The 16,323-nt window shown below is 64.2% G+C and carries 12 protein-coding genes; all 12 read left to right on the top strand.

The features are described from left to right. The first annotated feature begins 91 nt into the window (after positions 1-91). A complete protein-coding gene (locus tag VGL01_RS16285; RefSeq protein ID WP_331571080.1) occupies positions 92-2,032 on the top strand; it encodes an ATP-binding protein in 1,941 nt (646 codons plus the stop codon). Continuing rightward, a complete protein-coding gene (locus tag VGL01_RS16280; RefSeq protein ID WP_331571078.1) occupies positions 2,013-2,372 on the top strand; it encodes a hypothetical protein in 360 nt (119 codons plus the stop codon). Before VGL01_RS16285 ends, VGL01_RS16280 begins: the two co-directional genes overlap by 20 nt. A gap of 26 nt (positions 2,373-2,398) precedes the next feature. Continuing rightward, a complete protein-coding gene (locus VGL01_RS16275; RefSeq protein ID WP_331571074.1) occupies positions 2,399-6,148 on the top strand; it encodes a hypothetical protein in 3,750 nt (1,249 codons plus the stop codon). 96 nt (positions 6,149-6,244) lie between these two features. Continuing rightward, on the top strand, positions 6,245-7,393 hold the full coding sequence (locus tag VGL01_RS16270; RefSeq protein WP_331571072.1) for an anthrax toxin-like adenylyl cyclase domain-containing protein: 1,149 nt from the start codon (positions 6,245-6,247) through the stop codon (positions 7,391-7,393). Positions 7,394-7,572: 179 nt separating this feature from the next. Continuing rightward, positions 7,573-8,589: a type VI secretion system protein TssA gene (gene tssA, locus VGL01_RS16265; RefSeq protein ID WP_331571082.1), complete on the top strand. Its 1,017-nt coding sequence runs from the start codon at positions 7,573-7,575 to the stop codon at positions 8,587-8,589. 46 nt (positions 8,590-8,635) lie between these two features. After that, positions 8,636-9,202 carry a type VI secretion system contractile sheath small subunit gene (gene tssB, locus VGL01_RS16260; protein WP_331571070.1) on the top strand — a complete coding sequence of 189 codons (567 nt, stop codon included), beginning with the start codon at positions 8,636-8,638 and terminating at the stop codon, positions 9,200-9,202. Positions 9,203-9,228: 26 nt separating this feature from the next. Then, complete coding sequence (tssC, locus tag VGL01_RS16255) at positions 9,229-10,737, top strand: type VI secretion system contractile sheath large subunit (protein ID WP_331571068.1); 1,509 nt, start codon at positions 9,229-9,231, stop codon at positions 10,735-10,737. A 99-nt stretch (positions 10,738-10,836) separates the two neighbouring features. Next, on the top strand, positions 10,837-11,328 hold the full coding sequence (locus VGL01_RS16250; protein WP_331571066.1) for a type VI secretion system tube protein Hcp: 492 nt from the start codon (positions 10,837-10,839) through the stop codon (positions 11,326-11,328). 100 nt (positions 11,329-11,428) lie between these two features. Continuing rightward, the gene (gene tssE, locus VGL01_RS16245; protein WP_331571064.1) at positions 11,429-11,950 is read left to right on the top strand and encodes a type VI secretion system baseplate subunit TssE; all 522 of its coding nucleotides are present in this window, start codon (positions 11,429-11,431) and stop codon (positions 11,948-11,950) included. Further along, positions 11,947-13,845: a type VI secretion system baseplate subunit TssF gene (tssF, locus tag VGL01_RS16240; protein WP_331571062.1), complete on the top strand. Its 1,899-nt coding sequence runs from the start codon at positions 11,947-11,949 to the stop codon at positions 13,843-13,845. Before tssE ends, tssF begins: the two co-directional genes overlap by 4 nt. Beyond that, positions 13,830-14,849, top strand: a complete 1,020-nt coding sequence (gene tssG, locus VGL01_RS16235) for a type VI secretion system baseplate subunit TssG (RefSeq protein ID WP_331571060.1) — start codon at positions 13,830-13,832, stop codon at positions 14,847-14,849. Before tssF ends, tssG begins: the two co-directional genes overlap by 16 nt. Before the next feature lie 11 nt (positions 14,850-14,860). Further along, a partial coding sequence (locus tag VGL01_RS16230) for an AAA family ATPase (protein WP_331571058.1) occupies positions 14,861-16,323 on the top strand: 1,463 nt, incomplete at its 3' end.

The raw sequence follows: 16,323 nt of genomic DNA, 5'->3' as shown, positions 1-16,323 counted from the left end.
CAGCGCCATGCGCAAGCTGCAAGTCGCCGACGATCTCAGTCTCGCGCTCTATCTCAAAGAGAAATTCCGCGCTTGAGCGCGGACCCAACGCATGAGCTCGGTCTTCGATGAATTGCGTCGCACGATGCGTCGCGCTTGGATCTGCCTCCTCGCTGTTCTCACTCTACTCACTGTATTCGCGGTCTCGCATGGCGCGGTGGCCGGCGTGCAAGCTCCCGAAGCGGCGAATGGCCCACGCCTCGTGGACACGGCCTATCGGCACGGTGCGAGCGTACTCGACGACAGCGCCAAGTTCGCACTGACCAAAAGCGAACGGCATCGGATTGCCGCGCACCCCTTCATCCGTGTCGGTGTCGAACGCCTCAACCGGCCTTACGACCTCGTCGACGACCAGGGCGAGTGGCAAGGCCCCGGCGCGGTACTGCTCGTCGGGTATGACAAGCGGATCGTCATCGGCATCGCAATCATCTCGGCGGTGCTGGTGATCGTCGCGCTGACCCTCCTGCTGTTGGGCTATTGCCGCATGCGTGCGGCCCGGCGTATCGCGGAGGCGGCTCGGCACGAAGCCGTCGAATCGCGCGAGCGGGCGCAGGCGGCCGATCGGGCGAAGTCCGCGTTCGTCGCGATGATGAGCCACGAGATTCGCACGCCGATGAACGGGATCATCGGCGTGCTGGATCTTCTCGAGACGACGCCGCTCGCGCCGGAGCAGCGCCGCTATCTGGATGTGGCACAGCGTTCGGGGCGCCTGACGTTGCGTGTGATCGACGATACGCTCGACTACCTGAAAATGGAGCAGGGCGCGCTTTCGCTCGAAGCGGCCCCGTTCGACGTTCATCGCCTCGTCGCGACTTCGATCGAACTACATGCACCGCTTGCGGCCAGCAAGGGTTTGCCGCTTTATCTCGCGGCGATGCCGCATTTCGATCGTCTCGTGATCGGCGACGAGGCCCGCTTGAACCAGATCCTCACCAATCTGCTCAGCAATGCGATTCGGTTCACGACTCATGGTTCGGTGGTACTCGAGGTGCGGCACCGCGTCGAGCGCGGGCGAAGCTTGCTGCAGTTCGTGGTGAGCGATACCGGCTGCGGCATCGCCGAGGCCTACCGGCCGCACCTGTTCGTGCCGTTCACTCAGCAAGACCGATCGACGACGCGGCGCTATGGGGGCACGGGCCTCGGCTTGTCGATCGTGAAGAAGCTCGTCGACGCGATGAACGGCACGATCGACGTGTGTAGTGTGTCTGGGGCCGGTACGCGCGTGGATGTACGCGTGCCGCTGCGATGGGGGGCGCTCGTGCGGCACTGGCCGCGGCTCGATCAGGTACGCGTGAGAATGCGCGTGCCCGTCCCGGCAATGGCGGTCGCCGCGCGGGCGGCGCTCGCAAAACTCGACGTGCGTCGTGTGAGCGCCCAAGACGGTCCCGTGGATGCCGATGTCGCGCTCGATACGGCCGGCGCGTTCGCAATTGGCATCGAGGGGGGCGAAACGCGCCACCTGCGTTCGATCGACGAGCTGAGTGGCGCGTTGCAAGCAGCCGCATCGCGCTCAGGCGGTGACACAGAGGCCTCGTCCGCACCGCTGCCAACGGCCGTGCCGTCACCGCTTAAAGATTGGGCGGAAGCCGGTGTCCTGGTGGTTGAGGACAACGAGATCAATCGCGAGATCATCGTGCGCCAGCTTGCCGCGCTCGGCATTGCCGCACAGGGAGCGTCGGATGGCTTCGAAGGACACGCGCTATGGACGCGGTGGCGTCCGCGCTTCGTGCTGCTCGATTGCCATATGCCGGGAATGGACGGCTATACGCTGGCCCGGCGCATCAGAGGACTCGAGGCCGAAATCGACGACGCGGCGAATCCGAACCGCCGTACGACGATCGTCGCCATCAGCGCGAACGCAACGCCTGACGACCGGCGAGCCTGCCACGACGCGGGCATGGACGACTATCTGTCCAAACCGATCACTCGGCAAAAACTCGCCGCCGTCTTCGAGAAATGGAGGGAGCGCACCGATGCGGGCATGCGAGGGTGATTCCGACACGCTCGGATGGACGCAGCTCGAGGCGCTTTACGGCAACGCCGAATTCGCGAGCCTGATCGAGCGGGCCCGAGCATTACTGCGCACCGATATGTCCGAGTTCGAGCGCATGCTCGACGAACGAGCGTACTCGAGCGCATCGCAGCGGCTGCACCGAATCAAGGGCACCGCGTCGTTTTTTACCTGCGACGAAGAGGCGCTTGCCGCGCTTCATGCCGCGGAAAAGGCCCTCGCGCTTGCCGACCCGAAGTTCATCGATCTCACGTTGCCGCGCGCGCGGCGCGCGATGGAAGCACTGGCCGGGGCCTTCGAGGCGCGGCGCGTAAGAGGTTGATCGTCTATATGGAGTGGGAAACCCCGATGTCGTTTTCGGTTGATGTGTTGTCGCACCTGTCGCATTCATCCACTGTGTCCGATTCCGGCGCGCTCGCCGAACCGAATGAAGCGCACGAGCCTGTCGATGCGCGCGACGAGCCGCGTGCCGAAGGCGCCCGTCCGGTTCTGGCCGATGGCGTACGCGAGCAGCGGCTGCGCCGCGCGATCGAGACCGAGGCGGCCGGGGCGGCCCATGCCCAAGTCGCGTCGACGACGCGGGGCGTCAGCGAGTTCGATCCCTATGCCAAGGTGGCCCGCATCGACGCATCGCTGCGGCAGTGGATCGACCCGGCCAAGGCCGCTCTGTATGCCGATCGCCCAAGTGATCTGCTGCAAGGTGTCGCGCGCCATTTCCATACGTGGATACCGCTCGATTTCGATGCGCGGCCCGGCTCGCGCAAGCTCGCGGACGAGGCGATACTCGACGCGGCCGCCGTGCTTTATCGGCGCTTGCATGACGATGCGTCGATGGCGAGCACGGCGGCCTCGCCGGCAATCGACGAGTTGCGCAGTGCGTTTGCGAAAGCACTTCGGGAAGACCACGCCGGACAACGAGCGCTGGCGTTGTTGTTACCCGTGCCGACCACAGTTGGACGCACTACGCCCTTTTTCGATGGATTCGCGCTGCGCAATGGACAGCGCATGTCGTTCGAGAGCCTGCTCGATTCGGCGGATGTCAGTGCGGACCCGGTCTTCATGCTGCTGAGCCCTCAACAGAAGCGCAGCCTGCTCGAGCGCAAGTTCGAACAAATCGGCGAGAGCGTCTTCTATCCGTTCGGTACCGCCCAGCACTCGATGGCGACTGCCGTCGAGCGTATTCAGCGCTACCGCGGCCAGCCGGTTCCGCCGAAGCTCGACGACGCAGCGACGCTTTTGAAGGCATTCCAGCAGATAGAGGACGAGTGGACCGCCGCACCCTTTTATCCGACTCATCCCCGGTTGCTTTTCGCGGCTCATCTCGCCCGTAGCAACGACATCGTCGTCTCCGACGCGGCCAACTTCGTGCTGCTCTATCGCAATTGCGTCGAGGCGTGGGCGGCCGAGGAACTGGCACGCCGCAACGAAGTACCGATGGAATGGATCAACGCCCACCTCTCCAAGTTCGCCAGGCAGGGCAAAGCATGGGACGAGCAGGGCGACGCCGCCGCCACGGCGGCAATCGAGTCGCTGATCGGTGCGCTGCGGGAGGCGGCCGACAACGACGGACCCGTCGGAGACTTCGCGCGGAAAGTGACAGCCGATGGCGCGCTGGGCGCACAGCGGATCGTCGTGGGCGACTGGACCGCGCGCACGCAGGCGCTGACTGAATACGGCAACGAGCGCCTGCTTGCGGTTTTCGGCACGCCGCCCTCCCTCGAGCGCGCAGAAGCGGCCCGCGTCATCCTGCGCGGCGCCGGATTGGCCGACGACGAAATCGAAGACGAGCGTCGCTATACGATCGGCGGCGACAACCCCAACATCGCGAAAACAGCGTTCGGCAACCGCATCGACGAGTTCCTCGATCGCGCCGACTGGAGCGGTCTCGTGGGTTCGCGAATGTCGCTGCCGGGCGACGTTCAGCTCGTGCCGCGCGATGCGTTGCAAGCGGCCGAGGACAAGTTCAACGCCGCACTGCCGTCACACACCTGGGTCGTCGCGCGCGCCAAGGAAAAGCTCTGGGAGCGTGCCGAGCCGCTCACAGCCGGTGCCGTCGAGCAGGAGGCCGCACGGATCGCGAGCACGCTTGCGGCCGAAACGGAGCAGCACCGCGCGGCCGTGCGAGGCTTCGAGACGTGGATCAACACCGTGCCGGTCGCGGGCTCGCTCTACAACATCGAGGAGGGCGTGCGTCACAAGGATGCCGCTCAAGCGGCGCTCGGCCTCGTCTTTCTGGGCGTCGATCTGTTCGACCTCACGACAGGCGCGGGCGGCCACGCCGGCGCTGGCCGGGCAAGCCATCCTGTCGTCACGAGGCTGGGGCGTGCGGTTGCTCGCACGGATGGATCGATAATGGAACTCACGGTGCATCCGTCCGTGGCCAGAGCCGCCGCGGACCATGTCGATATCGGCCTGCGCGACAGCAATATTCCCGCCGCCTATGGCGAACTCGCGCAACGCGTGCGCGCGGGCGAGCGCCATGTACGGTGGCGCGAGCTCGATATCGTGCACCTTGCCGACGAGGACCAGATCGTGCCGATCCTCAGCAAGGATGGGCTCGCCTACGAAATCGATTGGCACACGGGGCGGCGCACGCGGGATCGACGCGTGATCGAGCGGGATCCCGTCACCGAGCGGTACTACACCGATTTGGACACCGGCCTGAATGCGCGATCCGATGCGGCCGTCGCGAATCCGCAAACGCGTATCACGGTGCAGAAGGTCGAGCGGGCGCTGGCACGTGCCAACGATATCGAGCTGCGCGATTTCAAGCGGATTCTCTCCGAAAACTTCGAGATCGAATCGCGGGCGGGTGCGGAGCGAGCGTTCGACGTCGATGCGTTTTACGAAGCGCTCTTTCGGAAGAGCCCGACGTTTCGACGACTCGCGAATCGCTTCGACGACGAACAGGCAAGTGCGCGCAACGACGCGGGACCGGACTGGAAAAAATGGACGATCGTCGTGGGCGAGGCGAACCCCCTCGGGTCCCCGAGGAAGGTTTATGCGGATTTCACCGGCAAGCGAATTTTCATGCCGAACGACAGCGACATCCTCGCTATGAGGTATGAATCGCCAAACGGGCGCGAACCGTGGACGCTCGAGCAGGCCTATCTGCGCGAAATGATCCATGCCTTCACCGGCGAGGCCGATCCGGTGCCGGCCGTGGGCCTGCTCAATCGTGGTTCACCGGTGTACCTGACGGACAAGATCTTGAGCGAAGCCGGTTATCGAATCCCGGAGCAGATCATGAGTCCAGTTACCGATCTTTCGCCCGACCCGGAACAACTCGCAGCGTTCGAGGCTCATCGCGATGCGGCCCTGCATGCCGCGCAGGCGGAGGACGCGTATCTGGATCCGATCGTCGATGCGGGACGTGGGCCCGTGTCGGACGACGCACGCATCGGCGAAACGCCGCTGCTTTCACGTGCGACCGTGCGCGAGGCCAAGGCGATCGTGGACGCGATGCCGGCGGAGGAAGACGACGTCTTCCTCTCATGGCACGACTTCGAAGCGCAGTTCGAGAAGCGCTTTGTCTTCGTGACGAGCCCAGGGGGCGCCAACGAGGTACTTCGAGCCGATGCGCAGGTCTTGTCGGACTTCTATCGCCGGCTCTATTGCGAGAGCGAGACGTTTCGCCACCTGCTCGCGCATGCGCCGCGCACGGACGCCGAGGGCCAGCTGCTGCAGTGGAAAATCATGCTCGATAGTCGTGCGCCGGCCGATGCGGTGCTTCAAGGCGCGTCACGCAACGAGCCCGGCGCGGTGCAACGTCGGATCTATTTGGATGACGACGACCTGCGGTATCTGAGCGATAGCGGTCTGTGCAATGTTGAATTCGAGCGCCAGTTGACCTATGAGGTGGTTCGCGCGCTGGGCGGCTTCGAACTGCTGACGACTGGCGAAGCCGACCTCAATCGCGGCGCAGCCGTCTATTTCACTGACCGGGTGCTCGAGGAGGCAGGGTTCCATTACCCGCGTCAACTCGTGGCGTCGCTCGCTCTTGCGGGCGACGACGAGGCGCTGGCTCGCCTGCTGGCCAGTCGAACCGCGGCCCGGCGCGCCGCGGCGCTCGAGGATCGCTATCTGCAACGCGTGTGAGAAACACGCTCACTTCCAGAATAATCGCGTCGAAAGGTAATTCGGTCTGATTTCCAATGCTTTCCCTTGACTTCGATAAATCGAATGGGGAAGGCAATGAGTCTATTTCCGGAATACGATGCGACCGCGGGATTTCACCCTCGGCACGTCGAGTCGTTCAAGCAGGTCAGCATCGAGTTGCGCATGGTCATTGCGTCTCGCGAGTTGAACCCGCTGTGCACCGATTTGATGATGGAGGGCTATGCGGCGAAGGGCTTTCACATCAAGGCGAAGACGTGCGACTGGGGACCGATGGCGGGTTTTGTCGCGCTCGATCCGCGTTTCACGAAGGCGTCGCAGTCCCTCGCGAAGCAGGAGGCAGCCGTCCTCCAGGCCGTGGCGGCCGGCGTGGGCGCCGTGCCGCTCGTCATCTCGGCTTCGCGGCTTTCGACATTGTTCGCAAGAGGGGTGATCGAGCGTTCGGTCTCGGGCGCTGCATCGGCTGCAAGCGCGTCGCTCGTCGAGGTCACCGCGCGACAGGGCGGCGCGGGCGATACGCGTTCCTTTTTTCTTGTCCCAACGGAAGGCACCGCGAAGTGGAGCGTCTGGTATCGGCCCGATGCTCCGCTACCCCCCGCGCTTGCGCGGGCGCGTCTTGCCAAAGATCTGCCGGTCGGACGCACGGCGCTCGACGCGCTCGCGGCGAAAGGCTGCGAGCCGCTTTACGGGCTGACGAATCCACGCGCCGCCGGCCGCGCTGTGCGCGACAGGGACGCCGTCTGCGGCGACTACGACCTCTGGTGCGTCTTTCCGCACGCGAGTCTCGCGAGCCCCGGCGTGAACGACCGTCCCATGCCTCGGGCGACATTCGTGTCGCCGAAGATCGGTGGTGCCGTAAGACAACTGGCGCATCAAGCGGCGCTCGTGTTCGCGAACGATGCGGAGCGTCAACGCATCGCGGCGGCGATGGGCGATCCGCATCTGGGCAACATCTCCTTTGCCGTCGACCGCATTCGGCGAAGGCTCAACGCGGTATGCCGACCGGGTAACGATGTCGTCATGCATGGCGACTACGGCGGCTTCGCGCTCGGCGAAATCGACTATCCGTTGATCTTCTTCATTCCGCATGCCGCGAGCGGGTTTCGCCGCGCCGAGCACCGTGTCGCTGCGAGCCAGCCCGAACTGCAACGCCTGTTGCGAGATATCAGACGGGATGGATTCCGCGTTGAAGCCAATCCCGCATGGGCGCTGCCCTCCTGGCGTTAGGGCGTGTACGAACTTTCCTGGCCATCGCGTCGCGTGAGCGCGGTTCATTTTGAGAAGTTTCGCAAGGGCAGGGCCAAGCAAACCGAGAACAATGGCTCACAGATCGCGACACGCCATGCAATGCACATCCGACATGTCGACGCGCTCACCCCTTTCTTCCGATGCGTACGTTGAGAACCATGTCCCTGCTCGATATCGATGCAATGTTGGCGGATGTTTCTTCCGAGGCGCCATGCGGTGCCGATCTCGAGTATTCGCCTGAATACGTCGAGCTGGCGCGTCTCGTCGAGGGCTCGCCGGATGTCCAGTACGGCCGGATGCATCTCGAGGCCGTCGAGCCGGACTGGAAAGCAGTCAAGACGCGTTGCGCTTCGCTGTTCTCGCAAAGCCACGATCTGCGACTGGCCGTATGGCTCACGCGCGCCTTGCAATCGCTGTCGGGATTCGCGGGCCTGGAGGCGGGGCTGGCGCTGATCGAGGGCTTGCTCGCGCGCCATTGGGACCACTTTCACCCGAGGTTGGACTCCGACGATGGCAACGATCCGACCGCACGCATCAACATTCTCGTCGCGCTCGACGATCAGGCCGGACTCGTGCGCGAGGTTCATACCGCGCCGCTCGTTCAATCGTCGATGCATGAGGCGTTCAGCCTGCGCGACCTCGATATTGCCGCCGGCGAATGGGCGGCACCGCCGGACGCAAAGCCGGCCGATGCAGCCGAAATCGAGGCTGCTTTCGCAGCGTGTCCGTTCGACGCGTTGAGCGCGACTCAGCTCATGCTGGCGACGGCATGCGAGCGCATGGCGAAGATCGACACCCTGTTGACCGCGTTTGCCGGGCCTAGCCATGCCATCAGTCTGAACCGTCTTCACCAACTGTTGCGCCGCGCCGCCGCAGCGGTGCAGGAGCGCCTCGTCCGTCATCCCGGGCGTCCGGTCGTCGTGGCGGACGCAAACGAAACGGAAAGCGCCGCCTCGACGGCCACATCGCACGACATCGTCAATCGGGTCGATGTCGTACGCATGCTCGACCGCCTATGTGCGTATTACGAGCAAAACGAGCCTGGCAGCCCGGTGCCGTTGTTGCTGCAGCGTGCACGACGCCTGGTCAATCTGAGTTTCATCGAGATCGTGAGCGACCTGTCGCCCGCGGGTCTGGGCGAAGTCAAGCACTTAGCCGGTATCGAGTCGCAGTAGCGCCTGCGCTTCGTCCGGTCCACTCACTCTTATGGAGATCGATTCAATGGCCAAGGAAAGCAGTCAGAAGTTTCTTGCACGTACGCGCCCGCCGCGTGTGCAAATCGAGTACGACGTCGAAATCAACGGCGCCGAAAAAAAGGTTTCGCTGCCGTTCGTCATGGGCGTCATGGCGGAACTGTCGGGACAATCGGTCGAGCCTTTGCCGTCTGTCGCCGAGCGCGAGTTTCTCGAGTTCGATACCGACAACTTCGACGAGCGCATGAAAGCGATCAAGCCGCGTGTTGCCGCGACGGTGCCAAACACGTTGACGGGCGAGGGCCATCTCGGCATCGATCTGACGTTTGGGTCGATCGACGATTTTTCCCCCGAGGCGCTCGCTCGCAATATCGAGCCGCTGCGCCGGCTCTACGAGGCGCGAGGCCATCTCGCCAATCTGCTTCGTTACATGGACGGCAAGGTCGGCGCCGAAGACCTCGTGGCCAAGCTGCTTGCCGATCCGGATCTGATGCGTGCACTCGCCGCCAAGTCCGACGAGCCCAAGCCCGATGAGCCCAAGCTCGACGAGCCCAAGCCCGAGGGACAGGCCGAGGCCGATAGTCCCGCCGCCTGAACGCAATCTTTTAAAGGAATTCAGTCATGACAGACGTCAGTACTGTAGAGCAGAACGCCTCGCAGCAGACCGTCACCGAGACGATCGAGGCCGGCGACTTCTCCCGGCTTTTGCAGCAGGAGTTCAAGCCGAAGACCGACAAGGCGCAAGAGGCCATCGAAAACGCTGTGCGGACCTTGGCCGAACATGCGCTCGCGGACACCGCACTCGTCTCCACGGACGTGATGAACACCGTCGAAGCGCTGGTGGCAGCGATCGACAAGAAGCTCACCGAACAGATCAACGAGATTCTGCATTGCGAGGCCTTCCAGAAAGTCGAAAGCGCATGGCGCGGGTTGCACTACCTGGTCAGCAACACCGAAAGCGACGAGCAGCTCAAGGTCCGCGTGATGAACGTATCGAAGACCGAGCTGTACCGCACGCTGCGCAAGTACAAGGGTTCGGCATGGGATCAGAGCCCGCTCTTCAAGAAGCTTTATGAACAAGAGTACGGCCAATTCGGCGGTCATCCGTACGGTGCGATCGTGGCCGATTACTACTTCGACAACAGCGGCCCCGATGTCGACCTGCTGAGCCAGATGGCGAAGATTTGCGCTGCGTCGCACGCGCCTTTCATCGCAGCCGCGGCGCCTTCCGTGATGCTGATGGAATCGTGGGGAGAGCTCGCCAATCCGCGCGACATCGCGAAACTGTTCGAGACGCCGGAGCACGCCGGATGGCGGGCACTGCGCGAATCGGAGGATTCCCGCTACATCGGATTGACGCTGCCGCGTTTTCTGGCGCGAGCGCCGTATGGCGCGAAGTCGAACCCCGTCGATTCTTTCGATTTCGAGGAAGACACGGCCGACGGCGACAGCAGCCGCTACGTATGGGCGAACTCCGCCTATGCGATGGCTGCCAACATCAACCGCTCGTTCAAGCACTACGGCTGGTGTACCCGCATTCGCGGTATCGAGTCGGGCGGCGCCGTCGACGATCTGCCTGTTCACATCTTCCCGAGCGACGAAGGCGGGATGGCCTCGACCTGCCCGACGGAAATCGCCGTCAGCGATCGTCGCGAAGCCGAGCTCTCGAAGGCGGGTTTCCTGCCGCTCGTACACATGAAGAACTCGGGCATGGCGGCGTTCATCGGTGCGCAGTCGCTGCACAAGCCCGCCGAATTCGACGATCCGGTGGCGACCGCGAATGCGAGCCTTGCCGCACGGCTGCCTTACCTGTTCGCCTGCAACCGGTTTGCGCACTACCTGAAGTGCATCGTGCGCGACAAGATCGGCTCGTTCAAGAGCCGGGAAGACATGCAGCGGTGGTTATCCGACTGGGTGATTCATTACGTGGACGGCAGCCCCGAGCACTCGTCGAACGAGACGAAGTCGCGCCGGCCGCTGGCCGAGGCGAGTGTCGTGGTCGACGAGGTCGAGGGGAATGCCGGGTATTACACCGCGAAGTTCTTCCTGCGTCCGCATTACCAGCTCGAGGGTCTGACAGTCTCGCTGCGGCTGGTCAGCAAGCTGCCTTCTGTCGAGGGAGGGGCTTGACGAGGCCGGCGCATCGCGCCGGGAAGGCCTCGATAAGCACCCGCGAGCCTGAGGTTCGCGGGAATTCAGTATGGTCGAAAGACCTCAAGGAGTTGAAAGATGGCAGATAACGGTATCACGATCCTGCTGGACGGGATCAAGGGCGAGTCCGGCGAAGAGAAGGCCGCGCTCAACGTCATGAACTGGAACTGGGGGATGAGCAATTATCCCCAGGACCGGTCCGATGGCGGTTTGTCGGCAAGTACGGCGCAGGTGAGCGGCATCAACTTCCAGAAGCAGTTCTGTGCGGGTTCGCCGATCATCATGAAGTACTTGACCACCGGCTCGCACTTCAAGACGGCCAAGCTCGAGATGCGCAAATCGACCGGTGCGGAAGCGCCGGAAGTATTCCTGACGGTGGACCTGACGAACGTCTTCGTTGCGACCTACACCACGGGAAGCGATGGCTCGACGGATGAAATGATCGAGAACGTGTCGCTCGTCTTCGAGACGATGCATATCGACTACCGTCCGCAGCAGACCGACAAGGGTACGCTCGGGGCCGCAATTCCGTTCGACTACAACCGCACCACGAAGAAGACGAAGCTCTGATTTAGCAACGTCTGCGCCGCCGGCTTCGGCTGGCGGTCCCGCATTGTCTTGCCGCGGCTCCCGCGGGCCGCGGCCTTCCACCTCATGGACCTTGTCACTCATGGCCGAACTCACAGCGAAGGACCGTCTGCAGCCGGCACTGCTGGACCGGCTGACCGACGATGCACCGTCGAACCCGTTCGAGGCTCGCGAGCGGCGCGTGGTTTCGGCAAAGCAATTGCGCCGCGGCGTGCTCCGCGATTTATCCAATCTCCTCAACGCAACGAGACTCCCTGGCTACGAGCCCAAGCGTGGCGATGGCTGCTCGGCGATGGGTCGCACCGTGTTGAACTATGGCTTGCCTGATTTCACAGGCAAGGCGCTGTCGAATCTCGACTCGAACGAGATATCGGATTGGATCGCCGAGGCGATTCGTTCGTTCGAGCCGAGAATCGTCAGCGATAGCGTACGCGTTCGCGCATTGCCTGACGAGGAGCGCACGCGTCCGAGCGCAATGGCCTTCCTGATCGAGGGCGACCTTTGGATGCAGCCCTATCCTGAGCGCCTTTATTTCCGCACCGAACTCGATGTCGAGGACGGCGATGTCAGCGTGCGCGGACTCGACGGATCGAGCGCGCGATGAATCCCGTCCTGCTCAAGTACTACAGCCAGGAGCTCGCGCATCTGCGCGAGATGGGCGCCGAGTTTGCGCAGGCGTTTCCGAAGGTCGCCGCACGGCTCGGCCTCGAGCGCTTCGAGTGTGCCGACCCCTATGTCGAGCGTCTGCTCGAAGGCTTCAGCTTCCTGGCGGCCAGGGTGCAGATGCGGCTCGATGCGCAGTATCCCCGCTTCGCGCAGCATTTGATGGAAGTGTTGTTTCCGCAGTATCTCGCGCCAATTCCGTCGATGGTCGTCGCGCAATTCGCGCCCGACTTTTCGCACCCGAGTCTCGCCCGCGGGGTTCGCGTGCCGCGGCACACACCGCTCGTCGGACAGCTCGACAAGCACGACACGACGCGATGCGAATATCGGAGCGCACACGAACTGACGCTGTGGCCCCTCGAGCTCGTCCACGCGCGTTATGCGCCCGACAGCGGGGCGCTTGGCCACGTCTCCGGGGCCCGATCGCCGCGGCCGCGCGCGGCACTGCATCTGCGGTTTCAAGCACATGGCGTGGACGCGGTGAGCGCGTTGCCCCTGGATACCCTGCCGATCTATTTGCGCGGAAGCGACAACGCAGCCGTGCGCATCTACGAGCAATTGACGGGCCATGTCGTCGGCGCGTATGTCGTGCCGGTCGGCTCGTCGGTACCTTGCGCGGTGTTGCCGGCGAATTGCGTGGTCCCGACGGGTTTGTCCGACGAACAGGCGCTGCTGCCGAATGCCCCTCAATCGTTTTCGGGTTTCCGCTTGTTGCAGGAGTACTTCGCGTTTGCCCAGCGCTTCTTGTTCGTCGAGCTGCAAGGCCTGCGTCAGGCGCTGCGCAGTTGCGACGGGACGGCGTTCGAACTCGTCCTCTTGCTCGATGCGCACGACTCGACGCTCGAATCGACGATCGATACCTCGCAGTTCGCGCTGTACTGCACGCCGGCGGTCAATCTCTTCGAGCGCAGGACCGACCGCATCTGGGTGACCGACGAGCAGTTCGAATATCACGTCGTGGCGGATCGCACGCGACCGATCGATTTCGAAATCCACTCGATCGTCGGCGTCGACGGCTATCGCATGGGTGCGATGGAGCCGAGGCGCTTCGATCCGCTTTATCGCGTGCGCGGCGGCGAAGCGGGGCGCGACGGCGCGTACTACCAGGTGCGGCGCGAAACGCGGCTGCCATCGGAGCAGGAGCGCCGGCTCGGGACTCGTTCGCGCTATGTCGGCAGCGAAGTCTACATCGCGCTCGTCGACGGCGCGGAGCAACACCTGCCGATCGACTTGCATCAGCTCGGGGTAAACGCACTGTGCACGAACCGGGACCTGCCGTTGCGCATGCGCGTGGGTGCGGGGGCGACCGATTTCGTGTGTGGCGAGCCCATGCCGGTCGAGTCCGTGCGTTGCATCGCTGGGCCGAGCGAACCGCGCGGCGCGCTCGCGCAAAACGACGATGTGGTTTGGCGTCTCGTCGATGGACTATCGGCCAACTACCTCCCGTTGACCGAGAACCTCGGCTTCGACAACGACCGCTCGGCGGCGCAGGCAAGGGCGCGCGCACTGCGCGATCTGCTGAGCCTGCATTGCAGGCAAGACGATGACGTTGCGAAGCGCCAGATCATGTCGATCGAGCGCCTGAGTGCGCGGCCCGTGACGCGCCGTCTACCGATAGCCGGGCCGACCGCCTTCGGCCGCGGTCTCGAGATCGCGGTCGAGTTCGCCGATTCGCCGTTTGCCTATGAGGGCGGTTTTCTCTTCGGCGCGGTGTTGCAGGCGTTCTTCGCCTTTTATGTGTCGATCAACCATTTCACCGAGACGGTCGTGCGCACGGCCGGCCGCGGCGAAGTGATGCGATGGGTGCCGAGAGTCGGACAATGCGCGATCCTCTGACGACGATGCGCCGCATCGGCGCCGCCGCGGCGCGCTTCGAATTCATCGCGGCGCTGCGCCTCATCGAGGCGGCCTACCGCGACAAGCCGCGTATCGGTCGCGCACTGCGCGTGGCCGACGAACCGCTGAGGCTCAGTCAGAACGCCGATCTCGCGTTTCGCGGCAAGGAAATCACCGGAGCGGGCGTGTCCCCCGCGGGCGGCGTTCCGCGTGTGGCAGTCAACACGGGATTGCTCGGTCCGCAAGGACCCATGCCGCTGCACTTTACCGAGTACGTTCGAGAGCGCTGGTTGCGCGCCGGCGATGCGACATGGACCGCATTTCTCGACGTCTTTCATCATCGGATGCTGAGCCTGCTTTATCGGGCCCGCGTGGCGAGCGAACCCGTGATTGCACTCGATCGTCCGGACGACGACGCGTTCGCGCGCAGCGTCGGAAGCCTTGCCGGGTTCGGCCGCGCGACGCGGCGCGACGGCACGCGTCTCGACGCCCGGGCGTTGCTTTACTTCGGGGGCTTGCTGACCGGGCGGACGCGGCATGCGAGCGGGCTCGCGACATTGCTCGCCACGTACTTCGGCGTACCCGTTTCGATCGTGCAGTTCGCGGGCCGGTGGGTCGCATTGCCCGATGAGGCGTTGGCGCCATTGGGGTCGCGAGCCGCGGTCTCGCTCGGACGGGGACATCTGCTCGGACGCCGTATCTGGGACCGTCAGCATGGGGTGCGCATCGTCATGGGTCCCGTCGACGATGCGACGCGCCGGGCGCTGGAGCCGGGCACGCCCCAGTTCGCCGAACTCGTCGAATGGGTTCGTCTTTATACCGGCGGCATGCTCGACTGGGATGTCGAGATCCGCTTGAACGCCGATGTGCCGGTACCCATGCGTCTTGCGCGAAACACACGTCTTGCGCGCGAGACCTGGCTTGGCCGGTCGCGTTCCGCGTCGCGCGGCGGTTCGCCGTCGCTGCACTTTCGCGGCGACGTTGCAACGCCGTGCTCACATTGAGGGGATTCGTAATGGCAGAAATTCGTCGGGTGGCGCTTTTCGGCAAGCTTGGCACGCTGGCCTATCGCACGATCGAGAGCGGCACCGTCTTTTGCAAGCTGCGCGGCAATCCTAATGTCGAACTCGCGCACTGGCTGCACCAGATTCTGCAAGACCAGGACTCCGATCTGCATCGGATCGTGCGCCGCTTCGGTCTTGGCAGGGCGGCGCTGGCGCGCGATCTCACCGAAGCACTCGACGCGTTCCCGCGCGGTGCCGATGGTGTCATCGATCTGTCGCCGCGTGTCGAGGAAGCGGTCGAGCGCGCCTGGGTCTACGCGTCGCTGCTGTTTGGCGCCGACGAAGTGCGCACGGGGCATCTGCTCGTGGGATTGCTCAAGACGCCGTCGCTCCATCGCGATCTCGTCGGCATTTCGCCGGAATTCAAACGCATCGATTGCGAGGCGTTGACTGGCGAATTCGACGCCCTCCTGCGGGAGTCGCCGGAAGCCTCTGGCAGCGCAGCGGGTACGCGCATCGACGCGGTGCCCGGGGAGGCGAGCAGTGCGATCGCGCCCGCGCCGATGGGCAAGCAGCAGGCGCTCGCGCGCTACACCGTCGATTTCACCGCGTTTGCGCGCGAAGGCAAGCTCGACCCGATCGTCGGGCGCAGCGACGAAGTCCGTCAGATCATCGACATCTTGCTGCGGCGGCGTCAGAACAACCCGATCCTCACGGGGGAGGCGGGTGTCGGCAAGACGGCGATTGTCGAAGGGCTCGCCCAGCGCATCGTGTCGGGCAGCGTGCCGCCGCCCTTGCGAGGCGTGAGCCTGCGCGCGCTCGATGTCGGGCTGTTGCAAGCCGGCGCGAGCATGAAGGGCGAGTTCGAGCAGCGCTTGAGACAGGTGATCGAAGAGGCGCAGCAAGCTCGGCCGCCCGTCATTTTATTCATCGATGAGGCGCATACGCTGATCGGCGCGGGCGGCACCGCCGGCACCGGCGACGCGGCGAATCTGCTCAAGCCGGCGCTCGCGCGCGGTACGCTGCGCACGATTGCGGCGACCACCTGGGCCGAATACAAGCGGTATATCGAAAAGGACCCGGCGCTCGTTCGTCGTTTTCAGCCCGTCGTCATACGCGAGCCCGATGCGCCGAAGGCGCTCGCGATGTTACGCGGCCTCGTGCCGGCGATGGAAGCGCATCACGGCGTGCTCGTGCTCGACGAAGCGCTGCATGCGGCCGTCTCGCTGAGCGCCCGCTATATCGCCGATCGGCAATTGCCGGATAAGGCGGTCAGCCTCATCGATACCGTTTGCGCCCGTGTCGCCGCGAGTCACCATGCCACCCCGCCGGCGCTGGAACATGCGCGCGAAACCATCGCGGCACTCGAAGCGGAGCGCGAGTCGATCGAGCGCGAGACGGCTTGGGGTGCCGATCGCGAAGCGCGTGCGAAGGCGGTGGCCGAGCGTCTCGCCGCGGAACGGGCAACCGCCGA

The organism is Trinickia sp. (assembly GCF_036503415.1).
Classification (GTDB): domain Bacteria; phylum Pseudomonadota; class Gammaproteobacteria; order Burkholderiales; family Burkholderiaceae; genus Trinickia.
The sequence above is the reverse complement of the archived record's forward strand: the minus strand, read 5'-3'. Positions and strand labels throughout refer to the sequence as shown.